This is a genomic window from Cellvibrio mixtus subsp. mixtus J3-8 (assembly GCF_000766945.1).
In the GTDB taxonomy this organism is placed as follows: Bacteria; Pseudomonadota; Gammaproteobacteria; order Pseudomonadales; family Cellvibrionaceae; genus Cellvibrio; species Cellvibrio mixtus_A.
Genome location: NZ_KN266208.1, coordinates 380,827 through 401,434 on the forward strand (window position 1 = coordinate 380,827; position 20,608 = coordinate 401,434).

General features: G+C 44.4%; 16 protein-coding genes and 1 tRNA gene. 8 read left to right on the forward strand and 9 right to left on the reverse strand.

From position 1 onward, the window contains the following. Positions 1-10 precede the first annotated feature (10 nt). Positions 11-481, forward strand: a complete 471-nt coding sequence (locus tag A596_RS12190; RefSeq protein WP_039915062.1) for a nuclear transport factor 2 family protein — start codon at positions 11-13, stop codon at positions 479-481. A 49-nt stretch (positions 482-530) separates the two neighbouring features. Here the strand turns inward: A596_RS12190 and aroA are convergent, their stop codons facing one another. Beyond that, positions 531-1,817, reverse strand: coding sequence for a 3-phosphoshikimate 1-carboxyvinyltransferase (aroA, locus tag A596_RS12195; protein ID WP_039915065.1), 1,287 nt, complete (start codon positions 1,815-1,817; stop codon positions 531-533). Positions 1,818-2,518: 701 nt separating this feature from the next. Here aroA and A596_RS12200 point away from each other — a divergent pair. Together A596_RS12200 and A596_RS12210 are read left to right on the forward strand one after the other, a co-directional pair. Further along, the gene (locus A596_RS12200) at positions 2,519-2,734 is read left to right on the forward strand and encodes a hypothetical protein (RefSeq protein WP_039915067.1); all 216 of its coding nucleotides are present in this window, start codon (positions 2,519-2,521) and stop codon (positions 2,732-2,734) included. A 433-nt stretch (positions 2,735-3,167) separates the two neighbouring features. Then, on the forward strand, positions 3,168-3,935 hold the full coding sequence (locus A596_RS12210) for a hypothetical protein (protein WP_039915072.1): 768 nt from the start codon (positions 3,168-3,170) through the stop codon (positions 3,933-3,935). A gap of 267 nt (positions 3,936-4,202) precedes the next feature. Here A596_RS12210 and A596_RS12215 read toward each other — a convergent pair. Continuing rightward, positions 4,203-4,279: transfer RNA gene (locus A596_RS12215), tRNA-Met, on the reverse strand. Between the two features lie 302 nt (positions 4,280-4,581). On the opposite strand from A596_RS12215, the gene A596_RS12220 reads away from it, so the two are divergent. The 3 genes from A596_RS12220 (at position 4,582) to A596_RS12230 (ending at position 5,670) form a co-directional block, all read left to right on the forward strand. After that, positions 4,582-5,058 carry a hypothetical protein gene (locus tag A596_RS12220; protein WP_152600167.1) on the forward strand — a complete coding sequence of 159 codons (477 nt, stop codon included), beginning with the start codon at positions 4,582-4,584 and terminating at the stop codon, positions 5,056-5,058. 115 nt (positions 5,059-5,173) lie between these two features. Beyond that, positions 5,174-5,371, forward strand: a complete 198-nt coding sequence (locus A596_RS12225) for a hypothetical protein (protein WP_039915077.1) — start codon at positions 5,174-5,176, stop codon at positions 5,369-5,371. Between the two features lie 107 nt (positions 5,372-5,478). Continuing rightward, the gene (locus A596_RS12230; protein ID WP_039915079.1) at positions 5,479-5,670 is read left to right on the forward strand and encodes a Thivi_2564 family membrane protein; all 192 of its coding nucleotides are present in this window, start codon (positions 5,479-5,481) and stop codon (positions 5,668-5,670) included. Between the two features lie 116 nt (positions 5,671-5,786). On the opposite strand, the gene A596_RS12235 is transcribed toward A596_RS12230, so the two are convergent. From A596_RS12235 to A596_RS12245, 3 genes are all read right to left on the reverse strand, one after another. After that, positions 5,787-6,830 carry a hypothetical protein gene (locus tag A596_RS12235; RefSeq protein ID WP_039915080.1) on the reverse strand — a complete coding sequence of 348 codons (1,044 nt, stop codon included), beginning with the start codon at positions 6,828-6,830 and terminating at the stop codon, positions 5,787-5,789. Positions 6,831-7,056: 226 nt separating this feature from the next. Next, the gene (locus A596_RS12240) at positions 7,057-8,115 is read right to left on the reverse strand and encodes an aldose epimerase family protein (RefSeq protein ID WP_039915082.1); all 1,059 of its coding nucleotides are present in this window, start codon (positions 8,113-8,115) and stop codon (positions 7,057-7,059) included. 62 nt (positions 8,116-8,177) lie between these two features. Continuing rightward, entirely contained in the window at positions 8,178-9,239 is a 1,062-nt protein-coding gene (locus A596_RS12245; RefSeq protein ID WP_039915084.1) for a glycoside hydrolase family 43 protein, read from the reverse strand. A 126-nt stretch (positions 9,240-9,365) separates the two neighbouring features. Between A596_RS12245 and A596_RS12250 the strand changes: the two genes are divergently transcribed. Next, positions 9,366-10,424, forward strand: coding sequence for an arabinan endo-1,5-alpha-L-arabinosidase (locus tag A596_RS12250; RefSeq protein ID WP_052417460.1), 1,059 nt, complete (start codon positions 9,366-9,368; stop codon positions 10,422-10,424). Between the two features lie 198 nt (positions 10,425-10,622). Further along, complete coding sequence (locus tag A596_RS12255; protein WP_039915088.1) at positions 10,623-10,883, forward strand: hypothetical protein; 261 nt, start codon at positions 10,623-10,625, stop codon at positions 10,881-10,883. A 200-nt stretch (positions 10,884-11,083) separates the two neighbouring features. On the opposite strand, the gene A596_RS12265 is transcribed toward A596_RS12255, so the two are convergent. The 4 genes from A596_RS12265 to A596_RS12280 form a co-directional block, all read right to left on the reverse strand. Then, positions 11,084-11,419 carry a DUF3325 domain-containing protein gene (locus A596_RS12265; protein ID WP_039915093.1) on the reverse strand — a complete coding sequence of 112 codons (336 nt, stop codon included), beginning with the start codon at positions 11,417-11,419 and terminating at the stop codon, positions 11,084-11,086. A gap of 279 nt (positions 11,420-11,698) precedes the next feature. Beyond that, on the reverse strand, positions 11,699-14,083 hold the full coding sequence (locus tag A596_RS12270; RefSeq protein ID WP_039915094.1) for a glycoside hydrolase family 127 protein: 2,385 nt from the start codon (positions 14,081-14,083) through the stop codon (positions 11,699-11,701). A 105-nt stretch (positions 14,084-14,188) separates the two neighbouring features. Continuing rightward, entirely contained in the window at positions 14,189-16,972 is a 2,784-nt protein-coding gene (locus A596_RS12275; protein WP_039915095.1) for a TonB-dependent receptor, read from the reverse strand. A gap of 785 nt (positions 16,973-17,757) precedes the next feature. Continuing rightward, positions 17,758-20,538, reverse strand: coding sequence for a TonB-dependent receptor (locus A596_RS12280; RefSeq protein ID WP_039915096.1), 2,781 nt, complete (start codon positions 20,536-20,538; stop codon positions 17,758-17,760). Between the last annotated feature and the right edge of the window lie 70 nt (positions 20,539-20,608).

Here is a 20,608-nt window from a genome sequence, read left to right on the forward strand (position 1 = left end):
GAGTATTGCTATGAGTGAATCAAGACCGCCATTTCCACCGTTTACGCAGGAAACTGCCCTTCGAAAAGTACGTGTTGCCGAAGATGGCTGGAATAATCGCGATCCGTATAAAGTATCACTGGCTTACACTATGGATAGCCAATGGCGTAATCGCAGCGAATTCCCTAAAGGACGCGAACAAGTTGTAGAATTTTTAACGCGCAAATGGGCGAAAGAAAAAGAATATCGTTTGATTAAGGAGTTATGGGCTTATGAAGGAAACCGCATCGCGGTACGTTTTGCCTATGAGTGGCTTGATGATACGGGCCAGTGGTTTCGCTCGTACGGCAATGAAAATTGGGAGTTCGATGAAAATGGTTTGATGCAAAAACGTTATGCCAGCATTAACGATTTGCCTATTGCGGAAAATGAACGCAAATTTCTGTGGCCGCAAGGGCGTAGACCTGATGACCATCCTGGCCTAAGCGATTTAGGACTTTAAGTTTTCCATAACTCAAAAAAATGCCGCAACACGTGCGGCATTTTTTCTTTTACTTAACCACAGAACCAAAAACATCGAAATACGTCGGAAAGGTTTTTGCGGTGCATTTCGGATCATTAATACGCACGGGTACACCGCCGAAGGTCGCCAGCGAAAAACACATCGCCATGCGATGATCATCGTACGTATCGATAGCAGCATTGGGAATTAAATTTTTCACCGGTGTAACACGCAACCAATCCTCGCCCTCCTCTACAATCGCTCCCAGCTTGCGCAACTCGGTTGCCATTGCAGAAATACGATCTGTTTCTTTCACACGCCAACTGGCGATATTGGTTAAACGTGAAGGGCCATCACAGAAAAGTGCAACAACGGCGAGAGTCATTGCGGCATCAGGAATATGGTTGAAATCGCGATCAAATGCTTTCAACGGTAATGAAGGCGCAGAGGCTTCAATCCAGTTTTCACCTTTGGTGATAGTCACACCAATTTCTGCGAGCGCATCGGCAAATGCCACATCGCCCTGGATACTGTTTGCCCCCACACCTTGCACGCGCAATGGACCACCGCCCAATGCACCGGCGGCAAGGAAATAAGAAGCAGAAGACGCATCACCTTCAACAAACACTGTCGCCGGGCTGTTATAACCGGTCGCAGCAGGAACGGTAAAACGCTCCCAACCATCACGCTCAACATCAACGCCGAATTGCGCCATCAACTTGAGTGTGATGTCAATGTAAGGCTTGGAAATAAGCTCGCTTACCAATTCGATTTGTGTTTCTTTGCCAGTCATCGGCAATGCCATCAATAGTGCCGTCAGGAATTGGCTGGAAACATCGCCACGGATTTTAATGCTGCCATTTGCCGCGATTTGCGCTGGCTTAATCAACAACGGCGGAAAACCTTCTTCACCGAGGTAGGTAATATCCGCGCCGATCTGACGCAACGCGTCCACCAAATCGCCAATCGGGCGCTCATGCATACGCGGCACGCCGTGCAATTTGTAAGTACCGCCACTCAGCGCCAGCGCCGCCGTCAGCGGGCGAAACGCCGTACCGGCATTTCCCAGGAACAAATCCGCTTCCTTATTAGGAAAGCTACCGCCAGTACCCACCACACGGTAATCGTTCTCACCCGTCCTGGTCACACTCACACCCAACGACGCCAATGCCTCCAGCATCCGGTCAGTATCGTCCGACTTCAGCAAATCGCGAATTTGCGTCTCACCAGAAGCCAGCGCCGCTAGCAACAACGTACGGTTAGAAATACTTTTAGAACCAGGCAAATGCACTGTGCCCTGGGCACGGGTAACGGGAGCGAGATCAAGAAATTCCATCGTGAACCTGTTTTTCGATAAAGGTTATACAAAGAGCCGGCCATCAGCCGAAAACAAGGCACGCATCATACCCGTTTCCCCCGCCGAAGCATAAGGTAGCTAGAGGCGGACTTGAACCGCCGCCCCCAGCATTATTAGAGTTGATAACTGCGCTCACAAAACCTAAAGCTCAATAAAATCAATTGGTTATAACCTCATTAAAACTCAGCGAACCGTTAGGAATAGCAGATTTGTGGATTTTGAATTGGCGATTTGCTTCCACCTGCCTTTTTAATGTTATATGCACACCTCGCTCCCGATTACATGGCAAGAGTTCACGATCTATAGCCTATCTACCATATTTGCTGATATGGGCGTCCGGATCGGACGTAAGGGCGCGTAAGTGCAGATAGTGTGGTCAACAAGGCAACTCAATGTTTCCGGTCACGATAATCTTTCGCCTTTTTTCTACGCGGGGCATTATGCATTCGAATTATTCTTTTAATACAAACAAAAAACATCGGCATCAATAAAATCGGCTTCACTGTAGATTTATCTTTCTTATCACATTAATACCCCCATATTGAAAATAATAGCTATGGATTTTGGTGCCGCAATCACACACCTCAATCATCGCTTTTTTCAATGGACCGTTTGTCTTTTTGCATTAGTTTTCGCATATAGGCAGATTTTGTTAATTCAATTATTAAGGATTATTCATAATGATAAAAAATGTTTTTATTTTTGGCCTTCTAAGTTTTGTTACTGCAAGTGCAAGTGCAAGTGCAACACCAACAGTTGTGGTTACTGGTACACCTCCCCCTTCATCGTCTACAACCTACAATCCATCAACCAGCGGATCCAGCTCTAATGATTACGGCTCTAATTTTGGTTTTTCTGGCGGATATAAAGATGCAGCCATTGCTCAAGCTAGATAAAGCTGTATAAATGATCTCTCAAGCAAGCAAAAGAAACTTTGTGACGACAAAAAGGAACAGATTTTTAGGGAACATATTGAATATTGTAATACATTGGGTACCAACGGTACTTATGGAATGGCAGGAGGAGGGATTGTCGCAGCGGGTGGGACCGTAGTTGTTTTAGCCGGCGGCCCAATTGGCTGGGGTATCGCATTTGCTGGTCTAGGCGCTGTAGGGGGTGGAGGTGGAGCATTAGTTCAACAAGAAGGTAACTATGGTTGTCGGGATGATGCGAACCAAAACTATCAATATAACACCCAGGCCTGCATTAATTATCAGGCCAAAATTGTAACTGATTTTTGCTCACAAATTCGATAATTATTATTTGAGAAATTCTCGCAATCCATGGGGGATTTCTCTCTAAGGAAAATTGCCTAATCGCGATGCTTTTATGAAAAAATTCTTTTTTTTACTTTTTTTATTTCTTGCTGCAGGTGTAATTGGATATCAGTATTTTTTCAACCAAAGCACAACTGAACAACCAGTATCGCTTGAAATTGATAACATTCGTTTACCTGAAACAGAGACAATAAAATCAACTTCATCTAACCAAACCAGCTTACCACCACACGCGGTCAAACCTGCTGATCGCCAGCTTACTGCCACTGAAATAGCCATCAAAAGTGAATGGATGAGAAAGTCTGGCCAATCTACACCAGACCTTGAAGCCTACGAGCATTACTCAGATCAACAATTGGCTGACCTTGTAGCTCAAGGGGATTTCAATGCGATGCATGTTTTAGGGATTAGAAAATTGGAATCAGAAGGAATAAGCGCAGCTGTTCCTTTTGCACAAAAAGAGATTGTTTACGGAAGCCTGAGGGGTATCACCACAATGGCAAATTACACATCTCCAAATTTGTATAGCGATTCATCACCTGATGAAATTAAAAAACAGCTAATGGAGTCCTCTGCTTACTATAAACTCTATGCAATGCGTGGTGATCAATATACTGCGAAATTATTTAATGACACCATGGTTGACGCTTATAAAAAGCATTACCAGCTTGAGAAAGCTTTTACAGATGAAGATAAAGCATGGATAGAAAATCGAGGAAAAGAGCTCTATGACAATTACCAAGCTGAACGCAATAAACTCGGTCTAGGTGACTTTGATAATGAAGTTCCAAAAGAAGTAAAAGATTTTTTTGGTGAATAGCTAAACAAATTAGCAACTGCCGCTATCTTGATTAGTGGCCGGGGGTTAGGAATAGCCCCCATAAAATCTAAAGGAAGCCCTTTTCAATCGCAACTCTCAGATTCCCCGCCCCATCTCGAATCACTCCACTCAAATCCTGCGTTTACCAGCCCGCCCTTAAGATCTTAAATATTACCGGCTTGACTACACTTTATACAGCATGGATTTTTTATGGATAGGGAAATAAAAAAGGTTAGCAAGTATTAACCTGCTAACCCTTTCAGAATATGGTAGCTAGAGGCGGACTTGAACCGCCGACCCCAGCATTATGAGTGCTGTGCTCTAACCGGCTGAGCTATCTAGCCATATTTGTGAGGCGCGCATTTTGGCGATAGCGACGCGTGCTGTCAACCCCAAATTAGGCGCTGGGCAGCAAAACAGCAGCCCTGTGCAGTAAAACTGCAGCATTGACGCAGGGTGATAAGAATGGTTAATTACTGGCCGGACTGGCAGCTTGCCGATAGAAAGGCCTGGCCGCCTGAAAAGGGACTAAACAAAACACATTAAGGACGAAGCTATGATGAGGATAACTACTTTAGCTGCACTGATCGCAATATCATTACCCACAAGTGCAATCGCCGATGACTGCAGTTGGTGGCAGACAAAAATGAACTCAGCCAATAACAAAATCAATAAAGGCGGAAACCAAAGCCAGGTTAAACGGTGGGAGCAGGAACGAGACTACTACGCCAGGAGCCTGGAACAATGCAACAAAAGAAATGGAACGCACAAATGGGTGCAATCCATTAGCGGTAAACGCGAGAAAAAAACCAGTTACGCTCGCGAGCCATTACGCCCCGTCAAAACCGACAATCCCCAACTACAACAAGTAATCAAAACTTGTAATTTCTGGATTCAGCAATACAACCAAAATCCTAACGATGATACGCAAGCCATGAAAAATACTGCATGTCGCAATGCAGACAATATGGCACTGCGCGCTAGTGAAGGAAAACAGGAAGAGCAATTCAAACCAATACGCTCATTGAAAGAATGCGTTAAACCAAACAATGTTATTGATAGGGATGTGAAACTTTGTATGCAGGGTTCAAAAGAACCTACCTGGATTGTAACCACACAATAACAGCCGAAGGCAGCAATCTTAGCTATTTGGTTCGGGTTCAACGACACCAATTATTTGACCTGCATCGCAAGAATTGCCAAAATTTAACAACTTGATATTACCTTGGGAAAGCCAAATGACCTTGTACGTTTTTGATGTTCGAAAGCAAGATGGAAGACAAATCCCTGACCCGATTGGTGTTTTACCCCCACCAACACTTGCCACAAACGATGAAATAATCCGCATTACCACCGAATCAGACGAGTACTTTGAGACGGTGAGAAGCAAGTTTGAAAAGGAAAACTTGTTTTTTAATGTGTTTTTAAAATCCTGAACAAGTGATCGTTGCCAATAGCACAATATTTACGATACCAGGGAAATTTAATTTAAAATTGAATGTCAGAGATTCAGTGTTTATCCATTTTTAAAAAGGAGAATGCCATGGATCTCATTGTTAATCTTATTATTTATCTGGTGGTATTTGGGCTTATCTGGTGGTTAGTATCACTACTTCCGCTTCCCACACCTGTCGCACAGATTGTACGTGTTTTATTTATTATATTGCTGATTGTAATAATACTGGCGGCATTTGGCGTCCTTCCAGCAAGCTTCCTGCCTCGACTTTCGTTATAGCGACGTTCAATATAGTTTCACCACAATAAAAAGCCCGCTCTTCGCACGAAGAGCGGGCTTTTTTTATCGTAATCCATTTATCGAAATGAATAATTTTAACGAGCAATAGAAGAAAATTATTCAGGCGTTGGCACTTCTTTAAAATAGTGGCGGAAGTCGAACGAAAAATTGCCTCCCAGAGATCCGCCACCAAGGGTATCTTCCATATTGAAGCTTCCGCTGAGCGACAAAGGCGTAAAAGTATCGATTCGCAATTCACCTTTCTGCGCGGCAAAATGGACACCCGGAATAAAAGGTATCGATGAGTTAGGCGAAGAAACCTGGGCTTCTACATTCCGAAGTAATAATTGGGAAGCGCCAGCAGGTGTAATATTGAATATACCGACACTGAACGGATCTTCGTAGCGGGTAAATGCAATAACCCTGGAATTATTATCCACTCCCACTCGAATAAAAATTTTATTAAGCATTGCAGCTCTCCCTGCGCGCTCAATTTCCTTTCCATCTTTATCTAAAAACCAGGTTTCAAACGTTGAAATATTCCAACTTGCACAAGCTGGTTGCTGGACTTGTGTATCGTTCAATGTTAACCCCAAATCCTGAAACCGGTTTTGATCTGACAACTTTACAATCCTGGTTGTCATCACCAATTCATTTTCACAACGATATTCCATCGTGTATGAATTATCCGATTCATGAAAGAAACGATTGCTGGTAGTACAATACAACTCACTACTAATGAATAGCGGCAGTAAACCGGTCTCATCAAACGCTGCTGGAGTGAGGACACAAACACCTGGCGCAACACTTTCTGACTCAGAAGCAAATACATAAGTATTGATTGATGTTTCTCGCAATCGCTCTTCCATAAAAGGCTTTTGCACATCATTTTGCGGGAACCGTTGGGTGGCCTCAAGATGAGTGAACGCCAACCATAAACCTGGTTCTTTATAAAAGATGTCTTTGCTGATCGGTATTTCCCGTCGAACGGCTAAAGAGCTGCTGGACGTTACGGCAACAATTGAGGATGAACTGGATAACTGATTGGCTTTAGATGAAATAGTATTTTTATTGCCACCATCACCGCCACACGCCGTCAATGCGCCGACAACTAACACGGCTGCGCTATTGATGAAAAGATTTTTTTGCCGAATTGTCATATTAAAATCCCTGTTGATAGTTTTTATGAGGTATTTCTGCATAAACGGACTGCAGAAGGCAGACTATCACGGGGTCGTTTAGTGTCAAATGTATTCAGACCTTTGCTATCAGGAAGGGTATTTTTGGATAGCGCTTAGCAAATTAGCACAACAGCTTTTTAAATTTATTATTCAATAAAAAGGCCCGCTACCTTTAAAGATAGCGGGCCTTTTTATTTTTAAAATACTACTTAACCGATAATTTAAAAATTGTGCGCGTTTTATATTCTTCACCGGGACGCAAGACAATTGATGGAAATTGCGATTGGTTGATTGAATCCGGAGCATGTTGCGGCTCCAGGCAAAATCCAGTGCGATGTTTGTAGTTGACGCCTTTACCCGTTAATGAGCCATCCAGGAAATTACCGGAATAAAATTGCACGCCGGGCTCTTCGGTAAATACTTCCAATACGCGTCCAGATGTGTCTTCTTCTGCGCGCGCCGCTAACGTTAATGATTTGTAGCGGATTTGGTTGATTAAAAAGTTATGGTCGTAGCCCAAACCATTGTCAATTTGCTCGTGGTTGGCGTTAATACGTTCGCCAATTAATTGCGGCTCACGAAAATCAAAGGGAGTGCCCGCAACCGGCAGTGGTGATCCTACCGGAATTTGTACTGCATTCACTGCGTTGATATGGTCGGCAAAAATTTGCAGTGTGTGATTAAGAATATCGCCATTGCCAGCCAGATTGAAATAAGTATGTTGGGTTAAATTAACCGGAGTAGCTTTATCAGTAGTGGCAAAATAATCCACCACAATTTCATCGTCATGAGTAAATTGGTATGTAACTTTCACGTGCAAATTGCCCGGAAAACCCTGATCGCCATCTTCACTTAACAAACTCAATACCAGGCCCTGGCCTTTGGCATTTTCAAAAGGTTCGGCACTCCATATTTTTTTATCAAACCCTTGTACACCGCCGTGCAAACTATTTGGGCCATTATTGGCAGCGAGATTATAAGTCACACCATCCAGCACAAACCTGGCATCGGCAATTCGATTACCAACCCGACCAATCAGGGCACCAAAAAATGGCGATTTTTCCAGATAGGGTTCAAGCGTTTCAAAGCCCAACACGACATCCCCCAAATTGCCATTTTTATCGCGCACATGGAGTTCGGTAATGATGCCGCCGAAGTTAATAATTTTGGCAATACTGCCGCGCTGGTTGGTCAAGGTAAATTCAGTCACTGTTTCGCCGGCAGGTGTGGTGCCGAATACTCGTTGCGTAATTGCCGTAGTCATTCGTGGTTTGCTCTCACTGTTGGTAATAATTTTGTTGACGGTGGTCTTGTAGCTGATTGAATTTAATCCGGTTTGTTTTGCCCGAAATCAGGAAATCCTTCATTGCTCCATTCAAAGTGGCGGATATAAGTATGGCGATTGGGATCGGTAAGCGGAGTGCCCTGCAATTCTAAATAGTCGCGCGCATGATATACCATAATGTCATTTTGACCATCATCAGTCAGCGTGAAACTATTATGGCCCGGGCCGTATCGATGCAGGCGTTCATTGGTACTGAATGCGGGCTGCGGTACCTTGTGCCAGGACGCGGGATTTAATAAATCTGCATCGGCATCCGCCCATAACAACCCCATCGCGTAACGATGATCGGTGGCACTGGCGGAGTAAGCAATAAAAATCTTGTTATTGCGAATCAACACCGCTGCGCCCTCATTCACTTTGTAACCCTGGACTTCCCATTCCAGTTCCGGGCGGGAAATTTCCACTTCCACATCACCTACTTGAGTGGGAGAAATTAATGTGGCGAGATACAACGCAGAATTTGATTTCTCTTCCGGATCTTTTTGCGCCCAAACCAGATAGCGTTGGCCTTTGTGTTCAAACGTGGTCGCATCCAAGGCAAAAGAATCGCGCGCGGTATTTACTTTGCCCAATTCCTCCCAATCACCATTTAGTGGATCAGCGCTGCGATTTGCAAGCACATACATACGGATCAACCAGGGTTTTTCTGCATCACCCGCCGCAAAATAGATGTACCAGGTGTTATCAAAATAATGCAGTTCCGGTGCCCAGATATTGGCGCCCATAGCGCCGCTCGCACGTTTATGCCACACCACTTTTGCTTGAGCGCTTGCTAATCCTTGCAATGAGTTTGCACTGCGCAATTCAATGCGATCAAACTCCGGGGCAGTCGCAATAAAATAATAATGGCCCGTCGGTGTGCGATGGATAAAAGGATCGGCACGCTGCGGAATAAATGGTTGCGCGATGTCGCTGGCAGCTGACGAAACTGGCGTTACTGCAGCGCCTTTATCAACATCAACTGCTTGCTTTTCTACCCTGTCTTCGCAAGCTGACAATAGAATCCCGACTAACATTGCACCTGAAACTAACACATATTTCATATTTACCTCTCAACCCGGCTCTACATATCTCTCACTCGAAAGCAATGCTTAACAGGAGTTAACTGTTATTATTGAAAGTTTCATATTATATTACATATTCAAAGAATTAGACCAAGAGAGAAGAAAATGCTGTTAATCAACCCCACTCGCGCCGCTTTCGCCGATATTGTAAAAGTGCTGGGCTTCGCTACCCTGCTTTGTGTAGCCGCGTTCAGCCAGGCTAAGCAGGTGGATGTCCATGACCCGGTTATGGCACATGAAGGCGATACCTGGTATCTGTTTAGTACTGGTCCCGGCATTACCATTTACAGCTCCAAAGATCGCATAAACTGGACTTTTTCGGATCGCGCTTTCGCCACCGAGCCAACCTGGGCTAAAAGCGTTGCGCCTGGCTTTAACGGCCATCTCTGGGCGCCCGATGTCATCCACCACAATAATCAGTTTTATTTGTATTACTCCGTCTCTGCCTTTGGCAAAAATACTTCCGCGATCGGCGTCACGATCAATAAAACCCTCAATCCCGCATCGCCGGATTATCGCTGGGAAGACAAAGGCATAGTGATTCAGTCCGTACCCAACCGCGATATGTGGAATGCGATTGACCCGGCGGTGATTGTCGATGAACAAGGTTCGGCATGGATGAGCTTCGGTTCGTTCTGGAGCGGTTTAAAAATTTTCAAACTGAATGATGACTGGACACGCCCCGCAGAACCGCAGGAGTGGCACAGCATTGCCAAACGTGACCAGGTTCCGGCAGAAATCAGCAGTAATGCAGGGCCGGGAGAAATTGAAGCGCCATTTATTTTAAAAAAGGGTAACTATTATTATTTGTTTGCGTCCTGGGGATTATGTTGCAAAGGCGCTGATTCCACTTACCACCTTGTTGTTGGTCGCTCCAAAAATATTACTGGCCCGTATTTTGATCGCGCAGGAAAAGATATGAACGATGGCGGTGGCAGCTTACTGATCAAAGGCAATAAAAAATGGGTAGGTCTCGGCCATAACAGCGCTTATACCTGGGATGGAAAAGATTATTTAGTGTTGCACGCCTATGAAACTGCCGATAAATATTTACAGAAATTAAAAATCCTGCATATTCACTGGGATAATGAGGGGTGGCCATTGGTTGACGAAAAAGAATTGGACTCCTATCAAAGCAAACGGCAGTCCACTAAACTGAAATAATCCAACGCGATTTAAGTCATAAATGCTAATAACTTTTTAATCATAGGCTTTGCGGGTTATTAGCATTTTATCTTTGTTTACCGCCACCAAAAAGGCTAGTCTGTACACAGCACTGCTAGTTTTCTCCATCGTTGCTTGTCTTTTTCAATATTGATTAACCAACACTGAAAGGAAAGGTGTTTTAACGGAGGTAAACTTATGACCCATGAAGAAATTCTTCGACAACAATTAAAAGCTGAACAAGCCGAGACCGCCCGTGAATTGGCCGAGTTATTGCGATTAGCGCAAGAAATGGGACGTCGCTTGTGCAATGAAACCCACGGCGATATGTATGATGATGTGCGCATGTTAATTTCACTACTTCACCAAACCCGCGCACAAGCTGATTTGATTGATGCAAAATTAAATTCCGCTGATCCCGTAACAGATTTAATGGCAAGACGTCAAAACATTTTGTAAAGAAATACATCCTGATTAGTTTCGCCGGTGAAGCTGTTAATCATTATCCTGGTTTCTCTGTAGAGTTGATGTGTTGGCAATTTGCGACGCACAACGCCAGGAACCAGATATTTAACAGGGGTTGCAATAAGCGAAGCGCCAAATTCTTTGGGCGCAAAAAATTCACGAAATGCATTGGCGAACGATGAAACGATCACGAATTAAAATACTATCGCCCCAACAGTTAGCACCGAAAGAATAAATGCTCCTACGTTCAGGGCTATAAAACCTTTAGGCTTATAGGTGATCATTAACATCACCAGAAGTGCAGCAAACGCGAGCACACCAATCAGTACTGGCACACCTATAGATCCGCCCCAGACTAAAATCCCCAAAATCATGGAAATAAAAACCAGCACGGAACCAACTAATTGCAGGACAAGTGTTTGTTGTTCTACCAATGTGTGACCAAATAAATCGCGCTGGTGCTTTCCCATCGCAGCAGCCAAACAACTTACGCTCAATACATTAAGTGTCCACAATAATAATACCCACATATTATGTTTACCCTCCATTTGAACCAGTTTTATTATTGATAACTTTTTTGGCATTCAAACTAGCGATGGGTGCATGTTGCAACTTATAAATAGAAAAAAGGCCACTAATCCCTCAACACAAGCCGAATCGGCACTGACGATTACCCATTGCTGGTGATAAATACGACTCCCCGCTCCCCGGTTAGTGCGATCAAAAACCGGGGTGATAAAAATAATATAGCGCTAATTGATAATTGTTCCAGCCAGGCGTGGCATTACAAAAAAATCAAATCCGGATTATTAATTTTTCCTGAGTAATCTGACACCATAAATTCCTCCCGCCACAGAACCGGGTGTCGCAACAAATTTCACTCGCAATTTACCGTTAGATTGTTTGACCAATTCCGTCGGAATTGCGTAGGACTCAGTGAAAAATTCTTCCGCATTGCCCCTGGATTTTACATGCGCAAGCAATTGATCATTTAAGTAAATCGCAAAGCTTCTGCCCGCATCAATCCCGGCGTAGGTGATTTGTAAAAATCTGGCTTCTTGTTTTTTATCATTCAAATCATAACTGAACCAGGCTCGGGTATGACGCCAATGACGACCATTATAAATACCCGTTTCACTTTGTTCACCCTGATAAAAGTGATCTGACTCCGGCTGTTGCTCGCCCGGAGCAACCTGATCAATGGTTTTTACTTGCAATTCCAGACGCGCCTTTTCAGCGGCTGCGGTTTTGGCGCGGGCTTTTTCTACATCCGCCGCAGTAGTGTATGGCCAATAAATGGTATAGCGCGATTCATGTACACGAAAGAAAGGAACTAATTCCAGATGCGCAATATCTTTACCATTGATTAATCCTGACACATCAAAAGTAAGTGGTTTACCCGCGACCGGTTTTAATTTTTTAATAAAATCATTGCTGTTGCCCAATAAAAATGGCGCCGCTTCCAATGGACACATGGCCCCTTGTGCGATATGCCCCATCCGTGAATCATCCGCAAAATAATTCAATTGCTCATTTGCAAAGGGCCGGGTCTTTGCCGCAAGTACAATAGGGCCATGCAATACTGCATAATAATTTTCGCCACCAGGCATTTGTTCCAGCGTCGTTTGCATTGGCACCGTTAACTCAATTTTGTCACCTTTTTTCCAACGACGTTCCAGATTAATGTATTGACCTGGCATCGCGGTTACAGTGATTGGCTCACCGTTAATCGAAACCTTGACCGTTTTATCCAGCGCCCAGAGTGGGTAGCGCAAATTTAAACTGAAACGTGCCGTTTTATCGATGTGAATAGTTGTAATTTCCTGATCGGGAAATTGTGTATGTTGAGTAAGGAAAATACCTTTCGCTTTCCATTCCAGGCGTGAAGGAATAAATAAATTCACATATATTGCTGGCGTTTTTCCTTTGATAACATCGCGCGCATAAATAAATTCAGCGTATTTCGATTGGCTTTCCAGGCCCGAGCCAACGCAGCACCACATTCCCTTGTCCACTTGCGAATAAACACGGTAGTGATTGGGGCGCATAGGCGTGAAATAAACGAAGCCACCGGTAGTAGGGTTTTGTGAGGATAAGATGTGGTTGTAAAGCGCGCGTTCGTAATAATCTACATATTTCATTGGCGACGTTTGCGCAGCCGACGAGAGATATAACAGCTCTGTTAATTTGAGCATATTGTAAGTGTTACAGGTTTCCGGCCCTTCCACTTCATTAACCATCGACGAAAAATCCTGCTGGCCGTGGAAATGCTCTTTAACGCTGTTACCGCCAATCGCTACTGAACGTTTATCGACAACGGTTTGCCAGAAGAACTCAGCGGCTTTGTTCCATTCGGCATTATGGGTTACGTCTGCATAACGTTTGAAGCCGATCACTTTGGGAATTTGCGTATTCGCATGCAAACCGTTTAACTGGTCTTGTTGCTTTTCCAATGGCTGCAAAATGGCTTGATGGGAAAACGCTTCGGCGAGCCTCAGGTATTTTTTGTCGCCGGTAATCTCTGCCACATCTACAAATATTTCATTCATACCGCCGTGCTCGGTACGCAGCATAGTTTGCATTTGATCGGCGTTAAGATTTTTAGTGAGCGTCAACGTCCAGTCAGATAGTTTCACCAACATTTTTTTTGCGTCTTTATTATCTGCGTAGCGATAAGCATCGCGCAGACCTGCGTAAATTTTATGGATGTTATACCAGGGCACCCAGCGCTCGTTGGTTGAAAAGTTATCCGCACGGATATTTCCTGCGGCAATTTCATCCCACATTTTTTTACTATCAGGAATGCCACCGATATAACCGGTTCCCAATTTATCCTGGCACTTTTTTAATTCGGCAATAACATAATTCAAGCGTTGCAATACTTGCTTATCACGCGACGAGGTGTACATCAAGGCCAATGCCGATACGTAATGACCGCCCATGTGACCATCCAAACCGGTGGATTCCCAGTTACCGTAGGTTTCCTTAAAAGGCAATCCGGCTTCACGGCGAAAGGGTGCGAGTAGTTTTTCTGTATCCAATGACAGCAAATATTCTTTATTGATATTTTGTGCATGAAGGAAAGGACTATCGAGCAATTGCACATCGCGTATTGGTGCAAGTTCAAATGCATTTACATTAAACCCAAAACCTATGCCTAATATAAAAACTAAACGAGTGAGTGATTGCTTCATTATTTTTACCTTTTCGACAATGGCATTCAGCGCCCTATAATAAAAAAGGCAGCTCGTGCGAGCTGCCTTTCTTGCATAACTTAACCTTGCATTACGCTCTGCAACCTAGAACGTTAAACGTGCACCCACTGCAATAGTCCGGCTATAAAGTGCTGAACCAAAGTTGCTGGTCGTTGCACCGTTTTCGCCGTAATAGCTTTGATAAATTTCTTCTGTCAGGTTAGTGCCATCCAGCGTTAACTCAAGCCCGTCGGTTAGTTTATAACTGATTTGCAGATCCATACTCTTTTCAGGTTTTCTCCATACTTCAAGTGGATTAGCGAATACAGCAGCTTCGTAATTATTCAGGAATTCACTGCGCCATGCATAGGATAAACGCATTCCCAATTTATCTTTTTCATACGCAAGAACCACGCTGTATGATTCATCAGAAACGCCGAAAAGATCAGTTTTCTTTGATCCTACCACTTCACCATCGGAATTGGTGATTGGTGTTACTTGCGAAGACTCCAACGCGGTATAGCTTGCCTGCACACCAAAACCATCAAGAATTCCCGGCAGGTTTTCAGGGAACCAAACAGCGCCCAATTCCAAACCACTCAATTCACCATTCGACGCATTGTATGGCTGGCTCAGAACGTACGTACCCAATGTACCATCAGGTTTTGTACGCTCAACCTGGCGACGGAAATCAATGACAAAACCGTCAACTTCACGCTTGAACAATGTTCCGTATAACGAACTGGCATCAGCAAAATACCATTCCAACGAAATGTCATAGTTTTTGGATTCTGTTGGTTTCAGATCCGGATTACCGCCCGATGCGCTACCAAGTTTGCTACCCGTTACACTTTCATTATAAATAATCTGGGAATTTAACGCTGAAAAGTTGGGGCGACGCAATGTTTCGGTATAAGCAAAACGTGCGAATAAATCATCAGTCAACGCATAACGCAATGAAAGACTAGGCAACACTTTCGAGGTGTCCGCAGAATCGGCGTAAATATCTTTAGTGGGTGACACGGTATCGGTAAATTCCATGTCCGTTTCAGAACCGGTATAACGCAAACCAATTTCACCGTCCAGCGTTCTGCCCGCAACTTCAGTTTCATATTGCGTTGTTACATATGCAGAGGTCGTTAGCTCTTCAATATTGAAGCTTTCATCCAATGCCAGTTTTTTCAGATTGTAAGTAGCGCGCATTTCATCAGCATGCGACCGCAAGTAATATCCGTTCGCAACAGCCCATGTAGTTGGAACATTGGCTTCACCATCAAAGAAACCATCATTGATGTAAGTCATCTGTGCAGTAATAGGAAGTGCAGAATTAAATCCTTCCTGGCGACTAAATGCTTCTGATGCAGTGCGCTTATCTATACGCACACCAAAATTAATTTTGTTAAAAATTCCAAGATCAGTGTTATAGGCTGCATCCGTGGTGAAAGTAACCGCATCACCTTTATTTTTGTTGGCATTGTCATACAACTGGGCTGTTTTCCAGTTGGCGACATCCGCTACATTTGCTTCGTTTAGCGCTGTTGCCGGATTATCAATAAATTCGAAGGCAGGGATGCCACCGCTATTATTGAAATCAACATTCAAACCATAACGAGCGCCTTCATAACGCATGGCAATAAAATCGGTTGAGAATTCACTTTCTTGTAAAACCAATTCAGATTTCACATTGAAGTCATCAGTAATGTCCCAGTTACCACCAAATGCATAAACAAAACTATCAGTCTTACCGATAGTCAAATCACCGCTGGTAAAAGACCAGTTGTCTTTCACACTACGGGATTTAACAATGTTGGTCCCTTCGAACAATTTAATATTTGCATCATTTACTGCAGTCGGGCTATTTGCGTAAGAGCCCCACCAATCGGCAAAAGAAAATAACAATGAGTTAAAGGAATCATTGCGATAACCGTTATAGAACGCTTCAAATATGTATTCAGACGTGTCATTTGGAGCAAATTGTAAAGATATATTCGCTGCAGAACGTTCACGTTTGCCGGTAAAGTCACTGGAAAAAATAGCATCTCGACCGAGGATGTATTCCATAGGTTGACCATTTACATCCAGGGTTGAACCCGGAGTATTAGGTAACCCGTTTAATAAGCCACCTTGCCAAATCGGATTTTCAGCAACATTGTCTCTGGTCGGAAAAATACGCTCGTAACTTGTATAAGGTGCAACAGGATTATTCGTAGCAAAAGGCACCATTGCACCAGCGGTAATGCTTTGATCGCGATAACTGGTTTCTGCATAAGACAGGTTTACCAATGCACCAAACTCACCTGACCCCGTGTCCCAGCGATTGCTCGCCAAACCGCTAATTTGTGGGTCAGTTTTGTCGGGTTGCTCCTGATAAATGCCACGGCCAGCAACAACAATTTTGCTACCTTCAAAATCAAATGGGCGCTGGGTTTTAATATCAATCACCCCCGCAATGCCACTTTCGATTTGACTCGCAGAGCGGGTTTTATAAACATCAACCTGGCGCAATAAACTCGCAGGAATATCTTGTAATGCAACAGAAAGACCTGAAGCAGTAAAAATATTGCGGCCATTTACCGTGGTAGTGACGTCCGTTAAACCGCGAATAGAAATACCCGATACTTCACCGGAGCCGCGATTGGTTACCTGCACGCCAGTGACACGCTGCAATGCCTCAACAACGTTGTTATCTGGAAACTTACCGATGTCTTCAGCCACGATGGCATCAACAATTTGCACTTTATCTTTTTTAACATCCAGGGCTTTTGTCAAACTGCCGCGAATACCACTGATAACAATCTCCTCAACCTGGTCTTCCTGCGCAACCGTAAAGGAAGTACCTAATGCTGCCGCCATGGCAACAGCGATGCTGAGTGTTTTTTTCTGGAACATGTGTATCTCCCATATGCGATGGCACCTTGTGGCAATTCGACAGGCACCTATCGTTATTATCTGAACGCTCGTGTTTTGTCTTATAAAAAAGCCAGCCCCAAAGGAAAAACTCCCGGCCGGCTGATATTTATGCGCAGTAGCAGTCAATTACATGCTTATCAAATGTGCATATTGTAAGACAAATAAATCCTAACTTTGGCATCTTATCCAGTCAATGAAAAAAGTGCTTTTTCGTGTAAAGGCGGGAATTTATTAATAGATGGGAAAGTTGGTAACAGTATTGATGAAAAATTAATCCAATCGTTAATTAACTGAATTGAAAATAATGATTAAAAAAAATTATCGTTAACGATTATTGATGGGGTCATGAAAAATAAAAAAACCGCTTAAAAACAGTAGTTTTATTGCAAAAATCTACTTTCCACGTTCGATCATTGATAACAAGTCTTTTAAAAAAACAGGAAAAAATAAAAAAGCCGTTACAGAAAATCTGCAACGGCTGAAAAATTGGTGCAAACAAACAGCGTCACACCATCCAACGACAAACGGATAAGTCCTGACAAGACATAGGCTCGAATGAGCCAAAGAGATTAACCTGACAAAACAACTTAACACTCAATTTGTAATATAATATATTAATAAAACTTATTGTCCAGTATTTTGACAATTATTTTTTAAACATTTTTATTGTTGCTCCATATACAGCCATGCTTCATGTGGATCGCGCATAAATCAACGCCATAAAAAAAGCCCTGCTTCAGGGGGCAGGGCTTTTTCGCAACACCTTAGAAGGCGTAACGCACACCTATGGCATAGGTTTTGGAATAAATGGCGTTGCCAAAGTTAAACAGGTTTTGATTACCCTCACCGTAGTAATTTTGATAAACATCATCCAACAAGTTGGTACCGTCGAAAGTGATGGCCAGTTCGTCGGTCACATCGTAGTTCAACTGGAATGACAGGTCCTGCTCAGGTCGACTCCAGAACTGGATGGGGTTAGCAAAAATAGACGCTTCGTTACCCTGGAAGAACTTCTCACGCCATACATAAGATAAACGCGCACCAAAGCTCTCTTTTTCATAGGCTAATACCACACTGTAAGACGAATCAGACACCCCACTCATTTTGGATTTGTTGTAACCGCTGACACTGCCATCTTCCGCAAACTCGGGGTTCAACTGCTCGGAATCCAGCATGGTATAGCTGGCTTGCACCCCCAAACCATCCAGCGCTGCTGGCAGATTATCAGGGAAGTAAACCAGGCCAATTTCCAAGCCACTCAACTCACCGTCAGCTGCGTTAACCGGCGCGTTCAATACATAAGGACGGGTTTTTCCATCATCGCCCTCACGCACAATAGTTTTCTTACCATTGATAACAAGACCATCGATCTCACGCTTAAACACTGCACCATACAGCGAGCTACCTTCGGCAAAATACCATTCCAGCGACAGGTCATAGTTTTTGGAGTAGGTTGGCTTAAGCCCCGGGTTACCGCCAGTGCCCGTACCGTATGGTGTACTGGTCAATGGGTCCTGGAAGTCCTGATTTGGGTTCAAGGCGTTATATTCAGGCATACGCAGGGTTTCCGTGTACGCGGCGCGCCCGACTATTTCATCGGTGATATTCCAGTTCAGCACCAGGCTCGGCAACACCTCAGTAGCAGAAGAATCGCCCAGTGTCATAACGCCATCCTTCCAGAACTCCAGATCCTGCTGGTAATCCACTGCGCGCAACCCCAGCTCACCATTGAGGCTATCACTCAGATGGAATTTGCTAGTGACATACAGCGCGGCAGCGTCTTCATCAACATTGAAACTTTTTGTCAGAATCGGTGCATCAAGGTCGCTGTAGACAGCGCGTACCGCATCCTGATTTCTCAACAAATAGGAGCCATCTGCAGTGATAAAGCTATCGAAAATAGTGGCGCGGCCATCGAAGTAGTTATCAACCGTAAAGATCAAACCGGAGCCGTCACCCGATGCACCGGCGGCGGTTAACAATTGCATCAATTGACTGACACTGGTGTTGGCGATACCTGCATTATCGTCCCGCGTAAGCACTTCCGCGCTACGCACCTGGTAGCGGCCACCCACTTTGATGCTATCGATAAAATTGCCATCCAATTGCCAGTCGGCGTCCAGCGTATACGCCACCGAATCACCTTCATTGCTGGAGCCATTATCGTAAACAGTCCCCGCCCTCCAATTGGCAACTGCCGCCATATCGGATTCATCAAGCGCAGTGGCAGGGTTATCCCGGAAGACCACCGACGGAATACCGTCGCGATCGTTGTAATCCACGTCCAAACCATAGGCGGTACGATCAAAGCGCATGGCAAAGAAATTGGTGGTGTATTTACTCTCTTGTAAAACCAGTTCGGAATTTACGGTCAACTTATCTGATGGTGCCCACTTGGCACCCAACGCATACAGGTAGCTGTCCGTTTTACCATCGGAATAATCTCCACTTTGGAAGCCGCCGTTATCGCGCCCCTGGTGCTCTTTAACCACATTGGTGCCTTCGTAAACGATAGGAATATCGATGTTGCCGTTTTGATGCTCCAGCACGTTGGTAAACCACATGGCGTTTTGCTGGGTATTGCGATAGCCGGTGTAGAAACCTTCAGCCAGGAATTCCCAATCGTCATTTGGTGCCCACTGCAAGGAAAAGCTGGCAGCCGGGCGTTTGCGGAAACCGGAGAAAGACGTACCAAACACCGCGTCACGCATCATCAGATAATCGACAGTTTGACCATCAACATTCAGCGTTGAGCCTGCCGTATAAGGTATACCAGTCTCCAAACCCGCCTGCCAAACATCACTGCCGCTGGATTTATTGGGGATCATTTGATACGGCGAATACGCCGATGCCGGGGATGCAGAAAAGAATGGGTATACCGCACCGGCAGTCATAGTGTCATCGCGATAATGGGTTTCAGCGTAACCGACGTTGATCAATGCCCCGAATTCGCCACCACTTTCCAGTTCCCAGCGATTGCTGTAGAGCGCACTGATATTGGGATCAATCTTGTCGGGTTGATCGGTATAAATGCCGCGTGCAGCCAACACCACTTTTTCACCGTCAAACATAAATGGGCGATTGGTTTTTACATCGATAGAACCGGCGATACCGCGCTCGGTGCGATCAGCAGAACGGGTTTTGTATACATCGACACTGCTCAACAAGCTGGCAGGAATATCCCAAATAGCGACGTCGCGGCCAGCGCCGGTAAATACATCGCGACCATTAACGGAGGTGTGCACGTCGGTCAAACCACGGATAGAAATACCGTCAACTTCACCGCCGCCACGGCCGGTAGTTTGCACACCCGTTACGCGTTGCAGCGCTTCCACTACGTTGTTGTCCGGGAATTTACCAATATCTTCTGCGACTATGGCATCTACAATTTGCGTATTCTCGCGTTTAATATCCAATGCTTTACTCAGGCTGCCGCGAATACCTTGTACGATAACTTCTTCAACTTGCTCTTGTTCTTGCGCACTACTCAGTTGCGCCAACATTGCAGCGAGCATCGCAGTGGCTAATGCTGTTTTCTTATACATTTTTCAACTCCAAATTTTTTATTAAATTTGAGTTAATCCTGTATTGATTAACCCAATTTCAAAGAATGGT

Coding starts and splice junctions, on each gene's coding strand:
- A596_RS12190 (WP_039915062.1), top strand. CDS start 11: ATGAGTGAATCAAGACCGCCATTTCCACCGTTTACGCAGGAAACTGCC.
- aroA (WP_039915065.1), bottom strand. CDS start 1,817: ATGGAATTTCTTGATCTCGCTCCCGTTACCCGTGCCCAGGGCACAGTG.
- A596_RS12200 (WP_039915067.1), top strand. CDS start 2,519: ATGATAAAAAATGTTTTTATTTTTGGCCTTCTAAGTTTTGTTACTGCA.
- A596_RS12210 (WP_039915072.1), top strand. CDS start 3,168: ATGAAAAAATTCTTTTTTTTACTTTTTTTATTTCTTGCTGCAGGTGTA.
- A596_RS12220 (WP_152600167.1), top strand. CDS start 4,582: ATGAACTCAGCCAATAACAAAATCAATAAAGGCGGAAACCAAAGCCAG.
- A596_RS12225 (WP_039915077.1), top strand. CDS start 5,174: ATGACCTTGTACGTTTTTGATGTTCGAAAGCAAGATGGAAGACAAATC.
- A596_RS12230 (WP_039915079.1), top strand. CDS start 5,479: ATGGATCTCATTGTTAATCTTATTATTTATCTGGTGGTATTTGGGCTT.
- A596_RS12235 (WP_039915080.1), bottom strand. CDS start 6,830: ATGACAATTCGGCAAAAAAATCTTTTCATCAATAGCGCAGCCGTGTTA.
- A596_RS12240 (WP_039915082.1), bottom strand. CDS start 8,115: ATGACTACGGCAATTACGCAACGAGTATTCGGCACCACACCTGCCGGC.
- A596_RS12245 (WP_039915084.1), bottom strand. CDS start 9,239: ATGAAATATGTGTTAGTTTCAGGTGCAATGTTAGTCGGGATTCTATTG.
- A596_RS12250 (WP_052417460.1), top strand. CDS start 9,366: ATGCTGTTAATCAACCCCACTCGCGCCGCTTTCGCCGATATTGTAAAA.
- A596_RS12255 (WP_039915088.1), top strand. CDS start 10,623: ATGACCCATGAAGAAATTCTTCGACAACAATTAAAAGCTGAACAAGCC.
- A596_RS12265 (WP_039915093.1), bottom strand. CDS start 11,419: ATGTGGGTATTATTATTGTGGACACTTAATGTATTGAGCGTAAGTTGT.
- A596_RS12270 (WP_039915094.1), bottom strand. CDS start 14,083: ATGAAGCAATCACTCACTCGTTTAGTTTTTATATTAGGCATAGGTTTT.
- A596_RS12275 (WP_039915095.1), bottom strand. CDS start 16,972: ATGTTCCAGAAAAAAACACTCAGCATCGCTGTTGCCATGGCGGCAGCA.
- A596_RS12280 (WP_039915096.1), bottom strand. CDS start 20,538: ATGTATAAGAAAACAGCATTAGCCACTGCGATGCTCGCTGCAATGTTG.